Source organism: Desulfallas thermosapovorans DSM 6562, from assembly GCF_008124625.1.
GTDB classification, from domain to species: Bacteria; Bacillota; Desulfotomaculia; order Desulfotomaculales; family Desulfallaceae; genus Sporotomaculum; species Sporotomaculum thermosapovorans.
In genome coordinates this window covers 56,184-77,390 of record NZ_VNHM01000014.1, presented here as the reverse complement: position 1 = coordinate 77,390, position 21,207 = coordinate 56,184, and the positions used below count along the sequence as shown (strand labels likewise).

Annotated in this window: 16 protein-coding genes, 1 rRNA gene and 1 other annotated feature; of the genes, 1 reads left to right on the top strand and 16 read right to left on the bottom strand. The window is 51.6% G+C overall.

From position 1 onward, the window contains the following. The 3 genes from LX24_RS11880 to tyrS form a co-directional block, all read right to left on the bottom strand. A 16S ribosomal RNA gene (locus LX24_RS11880) occupies positions 1–555 on the bottom strand; the annotation flags it as partial. A gap of 481 nt (positions 556–1,036) precedes the next feature. Further along, positions 1,037–1,690, bottom strand: coding sequence for a sporulation protein YunB (yunB, locus tag LX24_RS11875; RefSeq protein WP_243131728.1), 654 nt, complete (start codon positions 1,688–1,690; stop codon positions 1,037–1,039). Positions 1,691–1,815: 125 nt separating this feature from the next. Beyond that, positions 1,816–3,033 (bottom strand): tyrosine--tRNA ligase, encoded by a 1,218-nt coding sequence (gene tyrS, locus LX24_RS11870; protein WP_166512359.1) that lies wholly within the window; start codon positions 3,031–3,033, stop codon positions 1,816–1,818. Between the two features lie 160 nt (positions 3,034–3,193). Between tyrS and LX24_RS11865 the strand changes: the two genes are divergently transcribed. Continuing rightward, positions 3,194–5,524 carry a transglycosylase domain-containing protein gene (locus LX24_RS11865; RefSeq protein WP_166512358.1) on the top strand — a complete coding sequence of 777 codons (2,331 nt, stop codon included), beginning with the start codon at positions 3,194–3,196 and terminating at the stop codon, positions 5,522–5,524. Between the two features lie 263 nt (positions 5,525–5,787). Here LX24_RS11865 and LX24_RS11860 read toward each other — a convergent pair whose 3' ends face one another. From LX24_RS11860 to infC, 13 genes are all read right to left on the bottom strand, one after another. Further along, positions 5,788–8,154 (bottom strand): endonuclease MutS2, encoded by a 2,367-nt coding sequence (locus LX24_RS11860; protein WP_166512357.1) that lies wholly within the window; start codon positions 8,152–8,154, stop codon positions 5,788–5,790. Positions 8,155–8,173: 19 nt separating this feature from the next. Beyond that, the gene (locus tag LX24_RS11855) at positions 8,174–10,708 is read right to left on the bottom strand and encodes a U32 family peptidase (RefSeq protein ID WP_207706604.1); all 2,535 of its coding nucleotides are present in this window, start codon (positions 10,706–10,708) and stop codon (positions 8,174–8,176) included. A 25-nt stretch (positions 10,709–10,733) separates the two neighbouring features. Further along, the gene (locus LX24_RS11850; protein WP_166512356.1) at positions 10,734–11,687 is read right to left on the bottom strand and encodes a Nif3-like dinuclear metal center hexameric protein; all 954 of its coding nucleotides are present in this window, start codon (positions 11,685–11,687) and stop codon (positions 10,734–10,736) included. Positions 11,688–11,797: 110 nt separating this feature from the next. Then, positions 11,798–12,400, bottom strand: a complete 603-nt coding sequence (locus tag LX24_RS11845; protein ID WP_166512355.1) for a DNA-3-methyladenine glycosylase — start codon at positions 12,398–12,400, stop codon at positions 11,798–11,800. 41 nt (positions 12,401–12,441) lie between these two features. Then, positions 12,442–14,178 carry a DNA polymerase/3'-5' exonuclease PolX gene (polX, locus tag LX24_RS11840; protein ID WP_166512354.1) on the bottom strand — a complete coding sequence of 579 codons (1,737 nt, stop codon included), beginning with the start codon at positions 14,176–14,178 and terminating at the stop codon, positions 12,442–12,444. Positions 14,179–14,293: 115 nt separating this feature from the next. Next, a complete protein-coding gene (locus LX24_RS11835; protein WP_166512353.1) occupies positions 14,294–14,560 on the bottom strand; it encodes a cell division protein ZapA in 267 nt (88 codons plus the stop codon). 211 nt (positions 14,561–14,771) lie between these two features. Then, the gene (gene pheT, locus LX24_RS11830; RefSeq protein ID WP_166512352.1) at positions 14,772–17,195 is read right to left on the bottom strand and encodes a phenylalanine--tRNA ligase subunit beta; all 2,424 of its coding nucleotides are present in this window, start codon (positions 17,193–17,195) and stop codon (positions 14,772–14,774) included. Between the two features lie 137 nt (positions 17,196–17,332). Beyond that, positions 17,333–18,355 (bottom strand): phenylalanine--tRNA ligase subunit alpha, encoded by a 1,023-nt coding sequence (gene pheS / locus LX24_RS11825; RefSeq protein ID WP_166512351.1) that lies wholly within the window; start codon positions 18,353–18,355, stop codon positions 17,333–17,335. Positions 18,356–18,431: 76 nt separating this feature from the next. Next, positions 18,432–18,681, bottom strand: a binding site (T-box leader). Positions 18,682–18,696: 15 nt separating this feature from the next. Beyond that, positions 18,697–18,789, bottom strand: a complete 93-nt coding sequence (locus tag LX24_RS11820; RefSeq protein WP_166512350.1) for a YqzL family protein — start codon at positions 18,787–18,789, stop codon at positions 18,697–18,699. An 80-nt stretch (positions 18,790–18,869) separates the two neighbouring features. Then, entirely contained in the window at positions 18,870–19,673 is an 804-nt protein-coding gene (locus tag LX24_RS11815) for a TrmH family RNA methyltransferase (RefSeq protein WP_243131727.1), read from the bottom strand. A gap of 220 nt (positions 19,674–19,893) precedes the next feature. After that, positions 19,894–20,253, bottom strand: a complete 360-nt coding sequence (gene rplT, locus LX24_RS11810) for a 50S ribosomal protein L20 (protein ID WP_166512349.1) — start codon at positions 20,251–20,253, stop codon at positions 19,894–19,896. Positions 20,254–20,291: 38 nt separating this feature from the next. After that, entirely contained in the window at positions 20,292–20,483 is a 192-nt protein-coding gene (rpmI, locus tag LX24_RS11805) for a 50S ribosomal protein L35 (RefSeq protein WP_166512348.1), read from the bottom strand. A gap of 30 nt (positions 20,484–20,513) precedes the next feature. Then, the gene (infC, locus tag LX24_RS11800) at positions 20,514–21,041 is read right to left on the bottom strand and encodes a translation initiation factor IF-3 (RefSeq protein ID WP_166512347.1); all 528 of its coding nucleotides are present in this window, start codon (positions 21,039–21,041) and stop codon (positions 20,514–20,516) included. Between the last annotated feature and the right edge of the window lie 166 nt (positions 21,042–21,207).

The window sequence follows — 21,207 nt, the reverse complement described above, 5'->3', positions numbered from 1 at the left end:
CGCCCAGTAATTCCGGACAACGCTCGCCCCCTACGTTTTACCGCGGCTGCTGGCACGTAGTTAGCCGGGGCTTCCTCCAGTGGTACCGTCACTTGCTTCTTCCCTCTGGACAGAGTTTTACAATCCGAAGACCTTCGTCACTCACGCGGCGTTGCTCCGTCAGGCTTGCGCCCATTGCGGAAGATTCCCCACTGCTGCCTCCCGTAGGAGTCTGGACCGTGTCTCAGTTCCAGTGTGGCCGGTCGCCCTCTCAGGCCGGCTACCCATCGTCGCCTTGGTAGGCCGTTACCCTACCAACTAGCTAATTGGACGCGGACCCATCTAGTAGCGGTTTGCACCTTTCTTCACCGGACCATGCAGTCCGGTGAACGTATCCGGTATTAGCACCGGTTTCCCGGCGTTATCCCAGGCTATTGGGCAGGTTATCCACGCGTTACTCACCCGTCCGCCACTAGGTTTAACAAAAAGTAAGCTTCTCGTTAAACCCCGTTCGACTTGCATGTGTTAAGCACGCCGCCAGCGTTCGTCCTGAGCCAGGATCAAACTCTCCATAATATTCTTTATGAGAAATTTAATCTTTGACTCGTTTGTGAATTACTCGTTTTAGCGCTTGCCTAAAAGCCTCTGCCGCCGCCGGTTGGCTTGGGCACCGGCTCTTAGCTTTTGCTTGACGAGGTTTGATGTGTTGAACTAGGTTCAACTTTCATCTCTTTGCACTGTTTAGTTTTCAAGGACCGTTTTAAGCATCGCCCTATTGGCGACCTTTGTATTATATCGCATTCGAGTTTAGTTGTCAACACTTATTTGCAAACAACTCTTTGCTCGCAGCGACTTTTATATACTAGCATTTACTTGCCCGGCTGTCAACACTTTTTTATTACTTTTAAGTTATTATTTTTTATTTACCTCTTTTTATACATGGTTAACAAATTTTTTTAGAATTATTCAATAAGGTTTGCGCTAGTGTCAGGTGATGAAAGGCTAAAGCTCAAAGATTTTCAGCCTTTCATCACCTGACACCTAATTTAACTTACCGTTACCTGCCATCAACTCCCAGTATACCCCCCGGTATATTAATCACGGCTTCAGGAACATCTCCCACAATAATACTTTCCGCCACAGGCACCTTGGTAGCCACCTTAACCTCGCCGCTGTGCAGCGGAACCACCACCCGTACCATGGTACTAAAATCAAGATATATTTTATGCCGGGTCTGGTTGATACCTGCCTGTTCAAACCGGTCCAGCACATTCACACTAACCGTACCCATTGGATAAATATCCACCTTGATACGCGGTCCCAAGTCGGCGAAAATATAACTACCCAGCAACTGTCCCATGGGGACTGATACTTGTTTCGCATTTAAATTCTGTAATTTGTTTTGTACTTCCAATGTAATATCTGCGGCCATTTTGTTTATCCAAACCGTATTGGCCTGCATCAAAGCCACCCGCCCATTATAATCCCGGTGCACGGTAATGAAGTCCTGGTAATCAATATCCCCACCGGATACCTCTTGTTGCACAGTTTGATTAATTACCGCTACGGCCATTTGCGTTACTTCAATCTCGGCAATGGAAAAAAGCGTGGGCCGTACCCGCGTATCAAAGAAAAAATAGACTGCCAACATTAATAATATTAATGTTATAAAAAGGAGTACTCTTTTAAAGGGCCTTCTTTTTTTAAACACGGTTTCACCCCCGGGATAACAGGAAGCAGAAGAACCGTCCCCTTGCTCCCGAATCACTGCAACTGGTTATGTTATATCTATATTGAGTGACCGCAAAAAAAAACCCGAATATTTTCGGGTCAGAGCTATGCAAGACGTATAAATTTTCTTTTACCGGCCTTAATTATCATACCAGGGACGGGTTTAATCTTTTGGCTGGGATCGCTGAATCGTTCACCGTCAACCCGCACCGCACCCTGCTGAATCAATCTCCTGGCCTCACTGGTACTGGTGCACAGATTGGACAGGTGCAGCAGTTTAGGGAGCCAAACCAGGCCGTCTTCCAATATATCCTGTGTAATATTAAATGTTGGAATTTCCTCGGGCAGGTCGTGCTGTTGGAACACACGTTTGAACTCATCTTCAGCACGCATAGCTGCCTCTTGACCATGATAAATGCTCACGATTTCACGGGCCAAGTGCATTTTCACATCCCGGGGATGCAATTCGCCGCTTTGCAGGCCGGTAGATATTTTATTTACCTCATCAAGGGGCAGCGTGGTGACCAGCTCAAAATAACGCACCATTAATTCATCGGGAATACTCATGGTCTTACCGTACATTTCTCCCGGAGATTCGTCAATACCTATGTAGTTGCCCAGGCTCTTACTCATTTTCTGCACACCGTCCGTACCTTCAATAATGGGCATCATCAACGCCACCTGGGGTTCCTGACCGTATTCACGCTGCAGTGTTCTACCCATAAGCAGGTTAAATTTCTGGTCGGTTCCGCCCAGTTCCACATCTGCCTGCAAAGCAACTGAGTCATAGCCCTGCATTAAAGGATAGAAAAATTCGTGTACACTGATGGGCATCCCCTCTTTGAACCGTTTCTCAAAATCATCCCGCTCCAACATTCTCGCTACGGTGTACTTAGCCGCTAATTCAATGACTTGCACAAAATTCAAAGGAGCAAGCCATTTGCTGTTAAATGTGATGGTAGTCTTATCGGGATCAAGCACTTTGAATATTTGTTTTTCATATGTTTTAGCGTTGACCAAAACCTGCTCTTCGGTTAGCGGCTTTCTGGTTTCGGATCTACCCGTGGGGTCACCAATACGGGCGGTAAAATCGCCGAGAATAATCGTGGTGCGGTGCCCCAACTCTTGAAACTGCCGCACTTTATGCAATACAACGGTATGACCGAGATGAATGTCCGGGGCCGTGGGATCCAGACCCAATTTAATATGTAAAGGTATGCCCGTTTTTACCGACCTGTGCAGCTTAGCAATTAGCTCTTCCTCCGGTACAATTTCAACCACGCCTCTTTTAATGATTTCCAGTTGCTTATCAACGCTGAGCATGATTACAATAACTCCTTTCCGTTACCTCAATTTTTAAATTATATCAAATCTACAAGATAGAAAACAAGGTGGCAATTTCTGTGTTAATACTTTCGTTGGTAGTATGATATAATTGCGTTGTTAAACACAGGTAAGACTTCCTTAAAGGAGTGAGCATTGTTTGTCCGCAAAGAAAAAACGTAAAAAGAGGAAACTCAATCCTACCAGGTTTATATTATTTATCTTGATTATCTTTTTTCTGGTATCGGCAGGAGCCACGGCCGGACTGCTATTTGTAAGCATTAAAGATTTGCCTGCATTTAATGAAAAAAATTTGATCCCGGCCAATGCCACCCAAATATTTGACAGCAATGAACAACTGGTGACCCAAATTGGATCAGAAAATCGAACGCAAGTTTCACTAAGTCAAATACCACTACATGTTCAGGAAGCTTTTTTAGCCGCCGAAGATCACTTGTTTTATGAACACCACGGTATCAGAATCGAGGCCATTGCCCGGGCCGCCATTAATGACGCGTTGCATATGTTGGGTGCGGAACGAAACTTTCAGGGTGCTAGTACCATTACCCAGCAACTGGTTAAATTATCATTTTTGAACCCGGAAAGGACTATTAAAAGAAAAATACAGGAAGCTATTCTATCCTTTAAGATGGAAAGCAGGTACTCCAAAGAAGAAATTCTGTCTATGTACTTAAACCGGATATATTTTGGGGAGGGAGCTTACGGCATCCAAGCCGCAGCTCAAACATACTTTGGCAGGGACGCCGGTGATCTGACCATAGCTCAGGCCGCCTTGCTGGCGGGCATTATAAAATCACCAAATAACTATTCACCTTATCAAAATTTCGATCTTGGTCTGTCCCACCGGAACCAGGTGCTGGATGATATGTACCGATATAATTTTATCAATGAAGGAGAATATCAACAGGCCAAAGCAGAGGAGCTGGTATTAAAGCAGGGTGGTACTAATGCCAACAAATACCCTTATCCATATTTTGTGGATTATATTACTGAGCAATTGGTGGAAAAATTCGGTGAGGAAAAAGTATTTAAAGGTGGTTTAAAGGTATACACCACTCTGGATCCCCAGATCCAAACCTATGCGGAAAACGCCATGGCCAACCAGGCCAATTTCCCTTCTTCCCAAAGGGACTCCAGTGGCGTGCTGCAGCCCCAGGGTGCCATGGTAATAATTGAGCCCAGAACAGGTGAAGTAAAGGCACTGGTGGGTGGCCGGGAACACACCCACCAAAGATCACTGAACAGGGCCACCATGTCCCCCAGACAGCCCGGGTCAGCTATTAAACCAATCCTGGCCTACGGTCCCGCCATAGAACTGAAAGGCATGGGCCCGGCTACCGTCATAGATGATGCACCGGTTACTTATCACAGTTACGGCAACTATTCACCGCGCAACTCAGGCGGAGGTTACCGGGGTCTAATCACCCTGCGCACCGCTTTGACCCATTCGGTCAATATCGTGGCAGTAAAACTTCTTATGGATCACGTACAAATATCCAATGCCGTTAATTTTGCCGCCCGGATGAACATTAACATCGACCCCACGGGTCCGGCCATAGCACTTGGCGGCTTGAAACATGGTGTAACTCCGATGCAACTGGCGGGAGCATATGCTGCAATTGCTAATAACGGTCTCTATATCGATCCTGTTTCCATTTTAAAGGTGGAAGACTACGATGGTACCGTTTTATTCGAGGCAGAACGAACCCCCCGCAGGGCAATGAAGGAAACTACGGCTTATCTATTGACTGATATGATGAAATCAGTGGTACAATCCGGCACCGGCACCGGCGCCCAAATCGGCCGCCCGGTGGCGGGGAAAACCGGTACCACGGACGATGGTAAGGATATCTGGTTCGCCGGTTATACGCCGGATCTGGTGGGTGTGGTCTGGATCGGTTACGACACCCCTGTGAAAATGCCTCACAGTTATGGGGGTACTTATCCCGCCCAAATATGGCGGGAGGTGATGCGGCAGGCGCACCAGGGAATTCCATCCCACGATTTCACCAGACCACAGGGCCTGACTTCGGCCACCGTGGACAGCAAGTCAGGGCTTTTGCCCGGCCCCAATACACCGCCGGAACACATGGTGACCGATCTTTTTGCTTCCGGTACCGTACCGTCCAAACATGATAATGTGCATGTGTTAACCGAAGTGTGCGCCACCACGGGGCTGTTACCCAACCAGTATTGCCCGGAAAGAATCACCCGGGTCATGCTAAAACTACCCTATACCTCATCACCGGCGGTGGCGGATTATAACCTGCGGGTACCGACCAAAATATGTGATGTGCACGGCATTGACAGTGTTACCAACCCGGAAGAGGAAGTAAATACGGACGTAAACATAACCATCCCCGGGAATGACGCTGAAAACGGTGTAGACAACCAGGGGCATCCGGCGGACAGGCGTTCCAGAAACAATAACGGTTTATACATGCCGAACAATACAGGCACCGATTTATAAATTTAATTACCTGAAGGATGAAATAAAAAACCTTGGCCCGGCACCGGGCTAAGGTTTTTTAGTACCAATCCTATTGAATCTCCGTGTTGGATAAGGTTTTGCGGTGCTCACTTATAGATGCCAGGTGTTGAAAGTCTGAAAGAATTCTTTCATGACGTTTTGTGCCCTGGAAAGGCATGTTTCAATACCTGACACCAAAGCCTACTTTTCGAACAAACTCTTAAAGTATCATTTGCGCCACTATATTGATGGTGCTTTTAACGCTATTTTAATTCCACCACGGTTACCCCGCTGCCCCCTTCGCCCTGTTCGCCCAAGCGATAGTTTTTGACCCTGCGGTGCTCCTTTAATAATTTGTGCACGGCGGCCCGCAGCGCCCCGGTACCTTTGCCGTGAACCAGCTGTATCACCGGCAGCCCGGCTACACAAGCATCGTCCAGATATTTTTCCACCTCGGCCAGCCCTTCATCCACCCGCATACCGCGCATGTCCAACCGGGGGGATATGTCCCTGGCCTTTTGCTGTACCAGTTGGCCTATACCGGTGCGCTGCGGCCGGTCTGTTTCTTTTGTCGTGGCCTGGCGCAGTTCACGGCGGGGTATGGTCATCCTGATTATACCCACCTGTACCTGAACCTGGTCATCCGGGCCGGGTGCCTCCAGCACCACACCGTGCTGCCCGTATTTAGGTATAAAAACCTCATCACCGGGTTTTACCTCGGTGACAGCCTCACCAGGACGCCCGGGGGCAGCGGCGGGTTCTTTGGCCTGCAATTTGGACTGCAGTTGTTTTAAACGCTGCCTGGCGTTGGTAATGGATTGTTCGCGATTGTGGCTTGATTCCTCTTTCAGAGCCGCCCGCAATTCTTCCACAAGCTGCTCGGCCTCCAACCGGGCCTTTTTCACGGTTTCCCTGGCTTCGGCAATAGCCCGGGAGATTATTTCATCCTTGCGCTGGTCGATTTTTTCCGCCCGGGTCAAATATTGTTCCCTGTATTGTTCGGCTTCCCGGCGGATTCTTGCGGCATCAAGCTGATCCTGTTCGGCCTGGGCGCGAGCTTTTTCCAATTCCCGCATTAGATCGGCCACCTGCACCTGTTCCTCGGTGAGATATCCCCTGGCCCTTTGCACCACGGATTCGTCAAGCCCTAAACGCAACGCTATTTCAAAGGCGTTGCTGCGACCGGGCCGCCCGGTGAGCAGCCGGTAAGTGGGACGCAGTGTTTGGGGATCAAATTCCACGCTGGCGTTTTCCACCCGATCGCTGGCAAAGGCATAGCTTTTCAGTTCTCCGTAGTGGGTGGTGGCCACCACCTTGGCCCCCTGCAAACGCAGTTGTTCCAGAATGGCCCGGGCCAGGGCGGAACCTTCGGTGGGGTCGGTGCCCGCCCCCAGTTCATCCAATAGCACCAGGCTTTTGTTGCCGGCCCCGTGCAATATGTTTACTATATTGGTGGTATGGGACGAAAAGGTGCTTAAAGACTGCTCAATGCTCTGCTCGTCGCCAATGTCAGCATACACCCGGTCAAACATGCCGATTACCGTACCGTCCTCCGCGGGCACATGCAGGCCAGCATGGGCCATAAGTACCAGCAATCCCACCGTTTTAAGGGACACTGTCTTACCACCGGTATTGGGTCCGGTAATTACCAGCATGTCAAATGCCTCACCCAGTGAAATGCTGATGGGCACAGCCTTTCCCGGCAAAAGGGGGTGGCGACCCTGCCGTATATCCAGCCTGGCCTCGGGAACAATACGGGGTGCCCAGGCGTCCAGGCTGGCGCTGTAACGGGCCTTGGCCATGATGAAATCCAGCCGGGCCAAGTTTTCCAGGGCGTACAAAAGTTCCTCAGCCTGCCCGCCCACTGCGTTGGAAAGTTCCGTCAGTATACGGGTGATCTCCTGTTTTTCTTCCGCCAGGAGCGTGCGCACTTCGTTGTTAGCCTCCACCACCGGCATAGGCTCTATAAACAAGGTGGCCCCACTGGCCGATTGGTCATGTACGATACCGGGTACCTGGGAGCGGTATTCTTGCTTTACAGGCACCACATAACGACCTTCCCGCATGGTAACAATGGGATCCTGCAGGTATTTCTGGTAGCTGGTTGACCGGATAATTTCGTTTAACCGGTCTTTAATGCGTTGCTGGGCTGTAGCCAACCGCCGTCTTATACTGAATAAACGCTCTGTTGCCCGGTCCAGTATTTCGCCGCCGGGGGCTATGGCTTCGGCAATCCTTTTCTCCAGTTCTTTAAAGGTGCCCAATCCCTGGGCTATTTCATTTAAACGAGGGTACCTGTCCTGCCGTTCACTGAAAAAGTGTTTAATTTGCCTGCAAGCGGCCAGGGTTTGCCATACATGCCACAACTCCTGGGGCTCTAGCAAAGCTCCCCGGCCACAGCGGCGGACCTGGGGTCTTACATCATTCCAACCGTCCAGCCTGGCGGTAGGGTCCAGGCGCAATAGCTCCCTTCCCTCGGTCACTTCGGCCAGAGCGGCTACCATTTCATCCCGGTTGTTGTATGGTAACAGCTCTTCAACCAACTCCCGACCTGGTTGTGAAGCCGCAAATTCAGCCAGTTTCTCTTTGACCCGGTTAAATTCCAGCCTTCTTAAATTCCGTTCGTCCATAATCTCTCCCTGCCTAAAACTAATCCATTATCCCCCTGTAATAATGCCCGCGGGTGAAACCAGGTCCCCCTTCCACCAATTTCTCCATAATGGCCTGCAGATCGGGCAACCGGTCGGGGAATTTGCGCAATCCGTCCAAAACCTGACGGTAGGTTTTGACTGTGCGCGCCACGTAAAATTCGTTTTCCCGGCGGGCTTCAATTCTCAGCACGGCGGGCCCGGCCTGGACCAGGTAGGGAAGGGTATCCAACAGGCACAGTTCCCTGGAATTATATATATGCATCAAGCAGTGCTGATCCATCTCCACGGGGAAAATCACCCCTTTGCGGTCCAAAAGCCCAAAGGTGTTACCGCGGCACTGCCCGGAACAGTTGCTGTTTTCTCCTTTGCCGCCCAGCACGCTGCCCACGGCGCAATAGCGGGATACCATCAACGGCAGCGCGCCGTGCACGATAACCTCGGTTTCCAGCGGGGCGCTGCCGGCCAGTTGCTTGATTTGTTCTCCGGTAAGTTCAGTGGACAGGGTAACCCGGCTAACCCCGTGTTCCATTAAAAACAACGCACTCTGGCGGTTGAACACATTCAAAGCGAAATCCGTAGCCAGGGGTAAACCGGTCAACTGGCGCAGTACCGGCAGCCAGCCGCATGACGCCGCCATTATACCATCAGGCTCCGCTTCCAGTAGGGATTTAAAGAACGGCAAATACTGTTCAATCTCCCGGTCATGGGCAATGCGCGGGGTGGTAAGATAGAATTTGACCCCTGCCTCGCTGCAATAGCGCCTGGCCTTAATAACCTCGGACGCAGTTACATTGCCCCTGCTTCTAAAGCGGTCGCCGCTGAAATAAACCAGCCCGGCACCACCTTTAACCGCAGCCCGCACTTCTGCCGCACCGCCCACCGCCACGGCCAGCACCGGGAATGAGGACCCGGCCCTTTCGATTTCTTCATCCATTACAGCCGATAGCTTGCGTTCAACAACGTCCTCAGATAGCGGTTCCGGCTTACGCAGCGCTGCCCGGGCCGCCGACAGCTTTTCCACCACTCGCCGGCGCACATCGTTTATTTCCCGGACCGGGACCATCACATTATCCCCCAGCTCACAGGTCAATTTGTTAAGCCCGAAGGGGGTATTGCCCAGCCGGTCCAACTGCCCGGCTAAAAACTCCCTGGTCAGCGGTCTCTTTTGGGCCTCCTCGGCCGCCGCCCGGGTAGTGGCCCGGACTGTCACCCCCTGTGGGTCGGTTGCCTCCAGTACCATTGGCTCGCTTACTCGCGCCTGCACTTTAAAATCCACCGGTATACGCCGTGTTTCCCGGCTGGAAGAGAAAGTCTTGACGGCGTTTTCCATTAACTGCACATCATGGGTTTTAAATACCCGGTCTCCGGGACGGATATGTCCCTTCAGTTCCAGCACCACAACTGTGCCAGATTCGGCGCAAAGGGTTTTCCGCCCGCCGGTGAAAATTTGACTTACCTGGATGCCCACCCGGCCTCCCCTGGTCACCCATACTTCTATACCGTCGCCCACCCTCAAAGGGGCTTCCAACTCTATTTCAGCCCTTCCGGTCTCCCGGTTGTACGAGCGCACCCGGCCCAGCCTGACACCCCGGTTGTTGGGGCGTTTATAACTCATCATATCCCGGCCCGGCACACCAAAAAAATAGCCCGTGGTAAAGTCACGGTTGAAAATCTGGGCCAGTTGACCGATCTCCTCACCGGTGACGTTATATTCTTCTCCCCGTGAGGCCCGGTCAATCAAAGTCCGGTATATTCTGGTCACCGTGGCTACATATTCGGGACGCCGCATTCTACCCTCTATTTTAAAGGAATCAATGCCCGCTTTAATTAATTCAGGAATATGCCCGCTGGTATTCAAGTCCCGCGGGCTGAGCAGGTAGTCCCCCACTTTTTCGTAATCTGCCACCGGCTTTCCTTTACCATCCACCAGCCGGTATTCCAGCCGGCAAGGCTGGGCACAGCGGCCCCGGTTGCCGCTGCGCCCACCAATCATGCTGGACATCAGGCACTGTCCGGAATAGCATACGCAAAGGGCACCGTGGACGAATGTTTCCACCTGGACACCGGCCTTTTCACGTATTGCCCGCACCGACTTCAGATCCAGTTCCCTGGCCAGCACAACACGTTTAATGCCCGCATCCCGCAAAAATAGCGCCCCCGGCACATTATGCGCCGTCATCTGGGTGCTGGCGTGCAATTCCAGTTCCGGTATTACCCGCCGGGCCAGCCGAATCAGCCCGAGGTCCTGTACAATGACGGCATCGGCCCCCGTGTTGTAAACAGTGTGTAAAAAACGAACGGCTTCCTTTAATTCAGTGTCCGCCAACAATATATTCACTGTAACATAGATTTTAACACCGCGCACATGGGCATACTCAACCGCCCTGGCCAGCGCAACATCATCAAAATTATCCGCGCTGCGGCGGGCGTTAAATTGCTTGCCGCCCAGGTATACAGCGTCCGCACCGTTTTGTACAGCGGCCACCAGCGCTTCCCAGTTGCCTGCCGGCGCCAGTAATTCCGGTTTTTTCATTATTAAATCCTGCTCCTTGGTTTATCTAAATGCGTTTATGTCTGATTAAACCCGAACAAGGTATTATTTCCAGACCCTTTTCCTCCAGGCCGTCCAACATCAAATTCATGCCCAGCGAATCACTGGCCATATGCCCGGCAATAATAACATTGACGTGGTTCTTTTCTGCTTCCTTGCGGTGTTTTTCCCCTATGTGCATCACCAAAAGGGTACCCACCCCGGCCTGGGATAACTTGGCATAGGCATCTTCGGAACCGCCGGTACCTCCGGTCATATCCACCAGTATCTTACCGGCCCGCCGGTCTTTACCGCCCACCACAATGGTAGGCCCGGCGTTATACTTGGCGGCTTCGGCGTATTCAGGTATTTTTTTCAACAATTTAAGCACATCGCCCAGGGTATCGGGTTTTTCCTTATCCATCATTTTCTGCAGGTAACTGGTCACATGATTGTCCGCCACGGTATGGGCGGACATCAGCGGTATACCCAAAATCCTGGCCACATCCACCGCCCGGTTATGGTTGACAGGCAGCAAACCGCGCTTAACTTCATTTATACGGGAAACCATGATCCCCTCGGCCACATTAATGGGTACGCCGAACTGGGCCAGTATATCTTCCTGCAGGTGCATGACACCGTGTAACGCCGCCAGTGCTTTACCCTCGGGGTGGTGGGACATGATCAAATCCACTTTGGAACCTTTATCCCCCAGGCGGTCCGCCAACAGCACTTCGCCCACCTCAATATCAATACCCACCAGCATGCGCTTTACTTCTGTTTCCGGGTTACCGTACAGTAACCGGGTATCACTGTAAGGGTTGGTCAAACGGTCAGTATCGAAATCATTCTTCTCATCTTCTTTTAAGTCATCATACCGTTTCCTGGCCAGGGATAAATCCCGGGCCACAGCATCCGCTCCTCGGGGGTCCTTTTCCATACCCCGGGCCACCACATATTCGTAAATCTCCTTTATCCTCATTATTGACCACTTCCCTTTCAAATATTTTGCTCCTGTATGCACATACTTTAACATTAAACAAAATAATGGTAATTATTTCCTGCAAACATTTATGTCGACATACGCAGTTTTTATTTTCTGGATACATGTTTATTATCCTGCAAGTAAAACCTCAGCGGCAGTTCCGTCCCCTCCTTGATACCGATACGGGTGGTGGTTACAATGGGCGCTAATGCCTTGCCCGGGCTGATGTATAAGTCACCTGTAGTCAAATCCTGCCGGTTCTGCTCCCGGCCTATGCCCATGGCCCGGGTCAGTTTGGCCGGCCCCGAACACAGATCCCGAACGTTTTGTCGCCCCCGCCGCTGTTGCATTAACTCAATCCCCAGCAAAGGTTCCAGCGCCCGCACCAGCACCGCCTCGCCAACCCCTTCGGGGGCAGATACCACGTTAAAACAATAATGCATTCCGTATGTAAAGTATACATACGCATAACCGGGTGGCCCGAACATCACGCTGTTGCGGGGGGTCATCCCCCGGGCCGCGTGGCAGGCCGGGTCACCCTGTAAATAAGCCTCGGTTTCCACAATCATTCCGGCAGTGGTACCTTCCGGGGTATGGTGCACCAGTATACAGCCCAGTAATTCCCGGGCTACGGTAACAGTGTCCCGGTGGTAAAATTCCCGGGGAATGTAAATGTCTATGGCATTACCTGCATAATTCCTTTGAGCCATGAGTATAACACCTGAAAAATAGATTATTAACTATGTAGAGCCTATACTCTGGATTCACCGCGCAGCACTTGTAACAGTTCGGGCAGCGGCAAGGTGTTGATTACATGCCGGGGCTCCAACCAGGCCCGCCGGGCCACGGACACACCGTAGATAATTTCATCCATGCGCCGCAAATCATGGGCGTCTGTATTGATGGCTATGCACACACCGCTTTCCCGGGCCAACTGCACATAATAGTCATTTAAGTCCAGCCGGTCCGGCGAAGAGTTTATTTCCAGCACTTTATTATACCGCGCGGCAGTTTCGATGATTTCCTCCACATCCACGGCATATGACTCCCGGTAACCCAACAGACGCCCCGTGGGATGCCCGATGATATTGACGTGCTCATTTTCAATGGCAGCCTTGATACGCCTGGTTATGGTATCCCGGTCCTGTTTGAAGCCGCTGTGTACCGAGGCGATCACCACATTGGCCCGGGCCAGTACTTCATCCATGTGGTCCAGTTTTCCATCAGCCAGAATGTCCACTTCCACCCCGGTTAAGATGTGAAAATCATCCCATTGCTCATTCAGCGCACTGATCCGCTCAAATTGTGCCAGTAATCTTTCAGGGGACAGACCCCGGGCTATTTTTAAACTGGGGGAATGATCGGTAACGGCAATGTAGGAATAGCCCTTTTCCCTGGCCCGCCGGGCCATCTCTTCGATACTGCCCAGCCCATCGCTCCATTTGGTGTGCATGTGCAGGTCACCCCGGATATCTTCCAAATCCAGCAGGCGGGGCAACCTATCGCCGGCAGCGGCACTGATTTCACCATTGTTCTCCCGCAGTTCGGGTACCACATACTGCAGGCCAAGCAGCCGGTAAATGGCCTCTTCACTATCCACCCGGGCCGCCTGCCCGTCGGAACGGGAAACAAGCCGGTGGGCATCAAGCCGCCAGCCCCGCTTCCAGGCCCGTAGCTGCAAGCGGCGTACATGGGACCGGCTGCCGGTGGCCCATAGCAGAGCGGGCCAATACCGCTCCCGGGTCACCACCACCAGTTCCACCGGTACCCCCCAGCGGCTGGTTGTCCGTACCCGGTCCGGCTCCCGCCAGAGCACCTCACCCAGTACCGGGTGTGTTATAAAGGATTCTATAATGTCCCCGGCCTCTTCCATGTGGTCGGCCAATACAATAAAATCCACGCTATAAACCACTTCCGCCCAGCGTCTGATATCCCCGGCAACGGTACTTTTTCGCACTGCGGCCAACTGCTCCAGGTATTCACCCAACTGGGCCGCCAGTTCTCTGGCCGCCCCCAGCGGCAGGCTGTGGGCTTTCTTTTTCAATAAGCCGATATGGTGAATAATGTTAATCTCGGTTTTAACGCCCATACCGGGCAAACCGCGCACCTTCCTGCCCCGGGCCGCCTGCTCCAGTTCATCAATGGAGGTTACCCCCAGTTGTTCATAAAGCATTTTTGCCCGCTTGGGTCCCAGTCCGGGCAAAGCCATTAGATCCAGTACCGTAACGGGTATTTGCTGCTTTAACTCCCTGTGCAGGCTACATTCACCGGTGCTTAACATCTCACCGATTTTAGCGATGATATTCTTGCCCAAATTGGGTACATTTTTTAATTCGCCACTGGCATAAAGATCCGCCACCGGCCGATCCAGGCCGATAATAGCCCGGGCGGCCCGCCGGTAAGCCCTGGTTTTAAAAAATTCTTCTCCCTTAAAATCCAATAAATCGGCAATTTGGTATAATGCCCAGGCTATTTCCGCGTTTCTCATACAACGCCTGTCCTTTCATTTTCTAATCCTTTTATTTTAAACACCTGGCACCAAATTAATTTACCCCGAAAAATATAAAAAAACTCATGAAGCCCGCTCCATGAGTGCATAGGAACTATTTTTTCTGTTTGCTTTCAGGTTCCAAAATGTGCACCAGGTTTTCATATTCTTCCCTTAAGTTAAATAACTCCTCGGTAATATTAAGTGCCACCAGCACTGCGGCCTTGTACAATGACAGTCTGGGATTACGGCGCATAACCTGCTTAAGTTGCTCATCCACATACCGGGACATTTTAAACATGTTTTCCGGTGTATTATCACCCTTTAAAGTATAACGTACTCCGTTTATCTCCACATCGATCCGGTTATGCTCATCTGACATGAATAGGCCTCCCCAGCAATTATCAGGCACACTTGGTAAATAATTCGGCACAAAACACAGTATTCCTGCTTTATGGCTGGATATTTTTTATTTTTCTGCCGGGATAAAAAGATAAACAGCCGGTTAAGAGCCGGTTTCGCTTTGGTACCGTTTCACTTTGGTGCCGGGTGTTAAAAACTATCAACCTTTCAACACCCGGCACCGGCAAATTTTATTTCCTTAAAACAGCCCCGAAGTCTCTCTGCAGGGCCTGCATTATGGCCTCAGTTTTCTTGGCCACTTCCTCATCGGTAAGGGTGCGATCCGCCGCCTGGAATTTCAGGGCAAAGGCCATGCTATGCTCACCCGGCGCAAAATGCTCATCGCGATAAATATCAAACACTCGTACATCCTGCAAAATACTGCCCCCGGCCTGGCTGATTGTTTCGATAACCTGCCGGGCAGGTATATCCTGTCGCACCACCACAGCCAGGTCCCGGTCCACGCCGGGAAATTTGGGAAGCGGCCGGTATTGTTTGGGCGCACCGGAAACCCTGGTTAGCCGGTTGAAATCAAGTTCCATCACCGTTACCCTCTGGTCCAGGTCATAGTTTTCCTGTACATCGGGATGCAGTTCCCCGATAATACCCAGCTCTACATCACCGGCCAGCACACTGGCCACACGCCCGGGGTGAAATACATTATTACCGGTGGCGGGAATGAATGAAACATCTTTGATCCCCGTATGGGCCAGCAAAGCTTCCAATACACCCTTGAGGTAGTAGAAGTCCATCGGCACCGGCCGGGCATTCCAACCACCCGGGGTAACCCCGGTAACCGCCGCCGCCAGTACCGGCACCTCTTCGGGCAAGGTTTCCCCCGGTCGGGGATAAAACACCCGCCCCAGCTCAAAAACAGCACCATCCTTAACCCGGCGGTTGCTGTTCCGCTGCAGCACCTCCAGCAAGCCGGGAAAAAGCAACGCGCGCATCACGGCTTGCTCCTCGCTTAGAGGATTTTGCAGCGATACTACGCTCCGGTAGTGGCTGTCTTCGGGCAACCCCAGCCGGTCGAACACCCGTATATTAACGAAACTATAAGTGATTACCTCGTAAAACCCGCTTTGAGCCAGAAAATTTTTCACATTTATAGCCAGGCGCTGGTCGTGCTTTCTGCCCCCCTGGGTAATGACACCGGTAGGTAAGGTGTTTTTAACCCGGTTATACCCATAGAGCCGGGCCACCTCCTCTATTAAATCAGCTTCAATACCGACATCGGGCCGGTGACCGGGCACGGTGACCAGCAGACCGTCATTTTCCTCCCGCACTTTGAACTGCAGGCGGGTCAGCAACGTACTGATTTCATCCGTAGCCAGCTCTGTATCCAATATCCGGTTGACCCGGTCGGGACGGAGGAGTACGGTTTTATCCACCGCCGGGGCCGGGTAGTTATCCACCACCAGATCCACCACTTCAGCTGCCCCCATTTGGGCCAGCAAAGCGGCGGCACGGTCGGCAGCCCGCAGGCAACCGGTAATATCAATACCCTTCTCAAAACGGGAAGAAGATTCGGAGCGCAGTCCCAAATCCCGAGAGGTACGGCGCACATTCACAGGTTTAAAATAAGCTGACTCCAGCAGCACCGCTGTGGTATTTTCGGTTACCTCGGAATCAAGACCGCCCATTACCCCGGCCACCGCCACGGGCCCGTTGGGATCGGTGATGACCAGCATATCGGGGGTTAATTTTCTTTCCGCCTTGTCCAGGGAGATAATGGTCTCACCCTTAGCCGCCCGGCGCACAATAATATGGCCGTCTTTAAGCTTGTGATAATCAAAGGCGTGCATGGGCTGGCCGGTTTCCATCATTACATAGTTGGTCACGTCCACCACATTACTGATGGGGCGCACACCCGCTGCTCGCAGCCGCTGCTGCATCCACACAGGTGACGGCCCCACTTTGACGTTTTTAAGCAGCCGGGCCACATAACGGCGGCATAGATCGGGATCATCTATATCAATCTGCACCCTGTCCTCCGGCCCGGGGGGAATGGTGGAAAAGTCAGCGCTGGGCAGCTTGAGAGGCTTTTGCAAAATGGCCGCCACTTCCCGGGCCACACCAAGCATGCTCATGCAATCGCCCCGGTTTGGGGTAAGCTCCAGCTCCATTATTACATCATCCAGGCCGATTAACGGCTTCACATCGACACCCACCGGCGTACCGGCGGGTAATATCATAATCCCGTGCCGCTGGTCATCAGGCAGCATATCCGGGTCCAGGCCCAGTTCATCTCCGGAACATAGCATACCCCGTGATTCCACACCGCGCAGCTTGGCCTTTTTAATGGTCAAACCGCCGGCCAGTTTGGCACCCACCACAGCCACGGGGACTACCTGGCCCTCCCGAACATTGGTGGCTCCGGTGACAATCTGGGTCTGTTCCCCTTCACCCACTTCCACCTGGCAAATCACCAGCTTGTCCGCATTGGGGTGAGCATCTATTTTAAGTATTTTACCTGTGTAAACCTTTTCAATACCCTTGCCGGGCTCTTCCATACCTTCCACCGCCAGGCCCGCCAGGGTTAAGGACTCGGCCAGCGCCTCAGGGGCAACGTCAATATCCACATACTCCTGCAGCCATTTAAAGGAAACGCGCAAAGTCTATACCTCCTCAAATGCTATTGGGTTATCTACACTTGTAAGTCACGTGAAATGAATATAAGCATAACCACTAAATATTTGCTTATTGATATATATCATTTATTATAGGTTTATAAAACTTTAAGCCTGACCCCTTAAAACTGCGCTAAAAATCTCAGGTCGTTCTCGAACAGGAGGCGCAGGTCGTCGATACCGTATTTGAGCATGGTAATGCGCTCTACACCCATGCCGAAGGCAAAGCCCGAGACTTCTTCGGGGTTATAGCCGGACACTTCCAACACCCGGGGGTGCACCATGCCGCAGCCCAGTATTTCCAACCAGCCCGACTGGGAACAAACCCGGCAGCCCCGGCCGCCACACATGACGCAGGATATATCTACTTCGGCGCTGGGCTCGGTGAAGGGGAAGAAACTGGCCCGGAACCGGGTTTTGGTGCTGGAACCGAACATTTTTTCCACAAACACCTGTAGCGTGCCCTTTAAATCAGCAAAGGTCACCCGCCGGTCCACCACCAGGCCTTCCACCTGGTTGAACATGGGTGAGTGGGTGGCATCGTCATCCCGGCGATAAACCCGCCCCGGGGCGATAATGCGCACCGGAAGCCCGGGGGTGGTTCGCTCCATTGTACGCACCTGCACCGGAGAGGTGTGGGTACGCAGCAGTATTTCGGGGTTTATAAAAAATGAATCCTGCATGTCCCGGGCCGGGTGGTCCTTGGGAATATTAAGGGCCTCGAAGTTATAAAAATCCGTTTCAATTTCCGGGCCTTCCTCAATGGTGTAACCCATGCCCAGGAAAATATCTTCAATCTCCTCCTGAATAACGGTGAGAGGATGTTTACGCCCCATCATCAAGGGGGTGCCGGGTAGCGTTACATCAATTTTTTCCATCTCCAGCCGTATGATCTTTTGTTTTTCTTTAATTTCAGCGGTGCGCCGCTCCAGTATATCTTCTATTTGAGAACGCACTTCATTGGCCAGCTGGCCTATTCTCGGCCGTTCTTCAGCAGAAAGGGCACCCATACCCCGCAGCACACCTGTAAGCAATCCCTTCTTACCCAAAAAGCGCACCCTGATTTCATTTAACTCCTCCAGCCGGCTGGCCTGGGACAACACTTGCCGGGCATCGGACAAAATATTTTTCAATTTTTCCTGCATAAAACAAATCCTCCTCTGGAGAAATAACAATTACTCCTATTATTACCACCTTATGTAGACAAAATAAAAAACCGCCCCAAGGGACGGATTAATCCGCGGTACCACCCTAATTTTGTGCATTAAAGCTCAACCACTCTAAACCCGGGCCAAGGCATTTTCGGCCCGGACCCGGTAACGGCGGGAATCCGGCTACACCTACTGGAAATACGTTCAGCTGCAGTTCCGGGGTGAATCTAAGCGGATTGCACTTGATGAGGCTCCCAGTCCATGACCCCGTCTCCCTGTAAGGCAAATAGCCGCTTACTTATCCCCTTCATTACCTTTGGCTTATCTATACTGCATTAGTGGACAGCTAATCTTCTGTAAAGCATATACGCCCGGATGGAACCCGTTGCTTCAAACAGCCTCCAAAAAAATTCGGCGGTTAAAAACACTTAACCACAACCTTTCCATATTTTTTGGGGACCTTTATTAAAACAGATTATATCACATGGCTGTATTGAAAACAAGAATTTTAACGGGTTCTCTGGCGCACGGCCTCATAAAGCATAATTCCGGCCGCCACTCCGGCGTTCAGTGATTCGGCCCGTCCCGGCATGGGTATACGCACCCTTTCCCCGGCCGCCCGGCACACCAGAGCTGACACGCCATCGGCCTCGCTGCCCACCACCAGTACCACCCGGCCGGTCAAGTCACACCGGTGGATAAGCTTGCCGGCAGCGGGTTCACCCACCACCAGTTTCCAACCGGCCTCTTGCAGCCGGGGCAGCAGGCTTTCCAGGTCCGGCACCGGGTACAGGGGTACATGGAAAATCGACCCCATAGTGGAACGCAGGGTTTTAGTGTTGTACGGGTCCACAGAACCCTTCATGATCAGCACTCCGCCCGCCCCGGCGGCATCAGCGCAGCGGATAACGGTACCCAGATTTCCCGGGTCCCGGAGGCCATCCACCAGCACCAGCAAGTCCCTGCCTTCCGCAGCCCAAACCCGTGGATCCATATCCCCCATCGCCGGCACACAAGCCACCGCCAGCAGTCCCTGGGGAGACTGGGTATCGGCCAGTTCTCGGAATAGTTTATCATCCACGGCCAGTAAAGGCACACCCCGCCGATGCAGTTTATCCAGCAACCGGCCGGCCCGCGCCTGGCCGGCGGTGCCACCGGTGTAAAGCACCAGTTCCAGCGGCCAGTCCACCTGCACCGCTTCCTCCAGGAAACGGACTCCTTCAATGATAAATTTTCCTTCTTGCTCCCTGAACTTGCGACGGGCCAGGCGGCGCACATATTTTATATGGGGATTTTGCTTACTTTGCAGCATCGGTTATGCTCCCGGTTAGTTATGATACCACCGGCCAGGGGCTGGTGTTTTTCAGGTTGGCGCGGCGGTATTCTTATTTTGTGCCTTTATGTTACCAATTAAAATAAGCATGGGGTATTATGTTCCATGCTTATTACTCCCTGTGACCTCAATATCCCGAAATACAACTGGAAATCACCAGCAATGGGTAATATCACAGATAAGTTACTGTAGGATTTATTCAGGACTGGACCTGTCCCTTGGCCATTTCCACCAGTTGACCAAAAGCCTTACTGTCATTTACCGCCAGGTCAGCCAGCACTTTACGGTTAATGTCCACCCCGGCATTTCTCAAACCGTTGATGAAACGGTTGTAGGACATGCCGTTTTCCCGTGCTGCGGCATTGATGCGGGTAATCCAAAGTCTTCTAAAGTCCCGCTTTCTGGCTTTACGGTCCCGGTAAGCGTACATCAGGGATTTCATTACCTGCTGGTTGGCTACCCGGAATAATTTGCTTTTGGACCCTCTATAGCCCTTGGCCAGTTTTAAAATCTTCTTGTGTCTTTTGCGTGAAACCACACTACTCTTCGCCCGTGGCATAGTTATTCCTCCTTTTTAACAGAATACAACTTCACTGATTAAGGGAGAAGGCGCTGCAGTCTAGCAGCATCGGATGGATGGACAACCACGGACTTACGAAGGTTGCGCTTGCGTTTGGCCGATTTCTTCCCCAAAATATGACTGTGAAATGCGTGCGAGCCCTTAAATTTGCCTGTTCCCGTCTTTTTGAAACGTTTGGCGGCACCACGGTGGGTTTTGATTTTGGGCATTGATAACTTCACTCCTTCCTGTATATGGCACTACTCCTGCTGTTGCTTGGGCGCCAAAATCATAATCATATTTTTGCCCTCAAGTTTGGGCTGTCTTTCCACATTGGCCAGATCCGTAACTTGCTCCGCCATCCGTTCCAGAAGTTTTTTCCCTAGATCGGGGTGCACAATCTGCCGCCCGCGGAACATAATGGTAACCTTTACCTTGTCACCGTCTTTCAAAAAACGGATCGCGTTTTTAGCCTTTACGTTAAAATCATGATCATCAATATTGGGTCTTAGCTTAACTTCCTTGACATTGATGATGCGCTGGTTTTTCCTGGCTTCCTTCTCCCGTTTGCTTTGCTCATATCTAAATTTGCCGTAGTCCATAATACGGCAAACCGGTGGCTTGGCCTGCGGTGCTATCTCAACCAGATCCAGCTGCCTCTCCTCCGCCAGCTTGAATGCCTCACGGGTAGGCAGCACACCCAGCTGCTTACCGTCAACATCCACCACCCTGATTTCTCTAACTCGGATATTTTCATTTATCCGGTGTTCCCTGGAAATAAATTTCACCTCCCTGCAAATTAAAAAGGCGGGTTTGCACCCGCCAAAAAATACCAATAAATTATCATAAACATTTATGGTAGCTCGTAATAACCCTTAAACAATCCAGTGGATGTTCCGGGGTGAGAAGCGAGTGGCTTCTACTTGATAACCTTTTAATATACAATTTGTGGTT

Bases quoted from the DNA above. Each gene is read 5' to 3' on its own strand.
- LX24_RS11855 (WP_207706604.1), bottom strand. From the start codon at position 10,708: ATGAAAAAACCGGAATTACTGGCGCCGGCAGGCAACTGGGAAGCGCTG.
- LX24_RS11815 (WP_243131727.1), bottom strand. From the start codon at position 19,673: ATGCTGCAAAGTAAGCAAAATCCCCATATAAAATATGTGCGCCGCCTG.
- pheS (WP_166512351.1), bottom strand. From the start codon at position 18,355: ATGCAGGAAAAATTGAAAAATATTTTGTCCGATGCCCGGCAAGTGTTG.
- polX (WP_166512354.1), bottom strand. From the start codon at position 14,178: ATGAGAAACGCGGAAATAGCCTGGGCATTATACCAAATTGCCGATTTA.
- LX24_RS11860 (WP_166512357.1), bottom strand. From the start codon at position 8,154: ATGGACGAACGGAATTTAAGAAGGCTGGAATTTAACCGGGTCAAAGAG.
- LX24_RS11835 (WP_166512353.1), bottom strand. From the start codon at position 14,560: ATGTCAGATGAGCATAACCGGATCGATGTGGAGATAAACGGAGTACGT.
- LX24_RS11850 (WP_166512356.1), bottom strand. From the start codon at position 11,687: ATGAGGATAAAGGAGATTTACGAATATGTGGTGGCCCGGGGTATGGAA.
- tyrS (WP_166512359.1), bottom strand. From the start codon at position 3,033: ATGCTCAGCGTTGATAAGCAACTGGAAATCATTAAAAGAGGCGTGGTT.
- rplT (WP_166512349.1), bottom strand. From the start codon at position 20,253: ATGCCACGGGCGAAGAGTAGTGTGGTTTCACGCAAAAGACACAAGAAG.
- rpmI (WP_166512348.1), bottom strand. From the start codon at position 20,483: ATGCCCAAAATCAAAACCCACCGTGGTGCCGCCAAACGTTTCAAAAAG.
- LX24_RS11845 (WP_166512355.1), bottom strand. From the start codon at position 12,400: ATGGCTCAAAGGAATTATGCAGGTAATGCCATAGACATTTACATTCCC.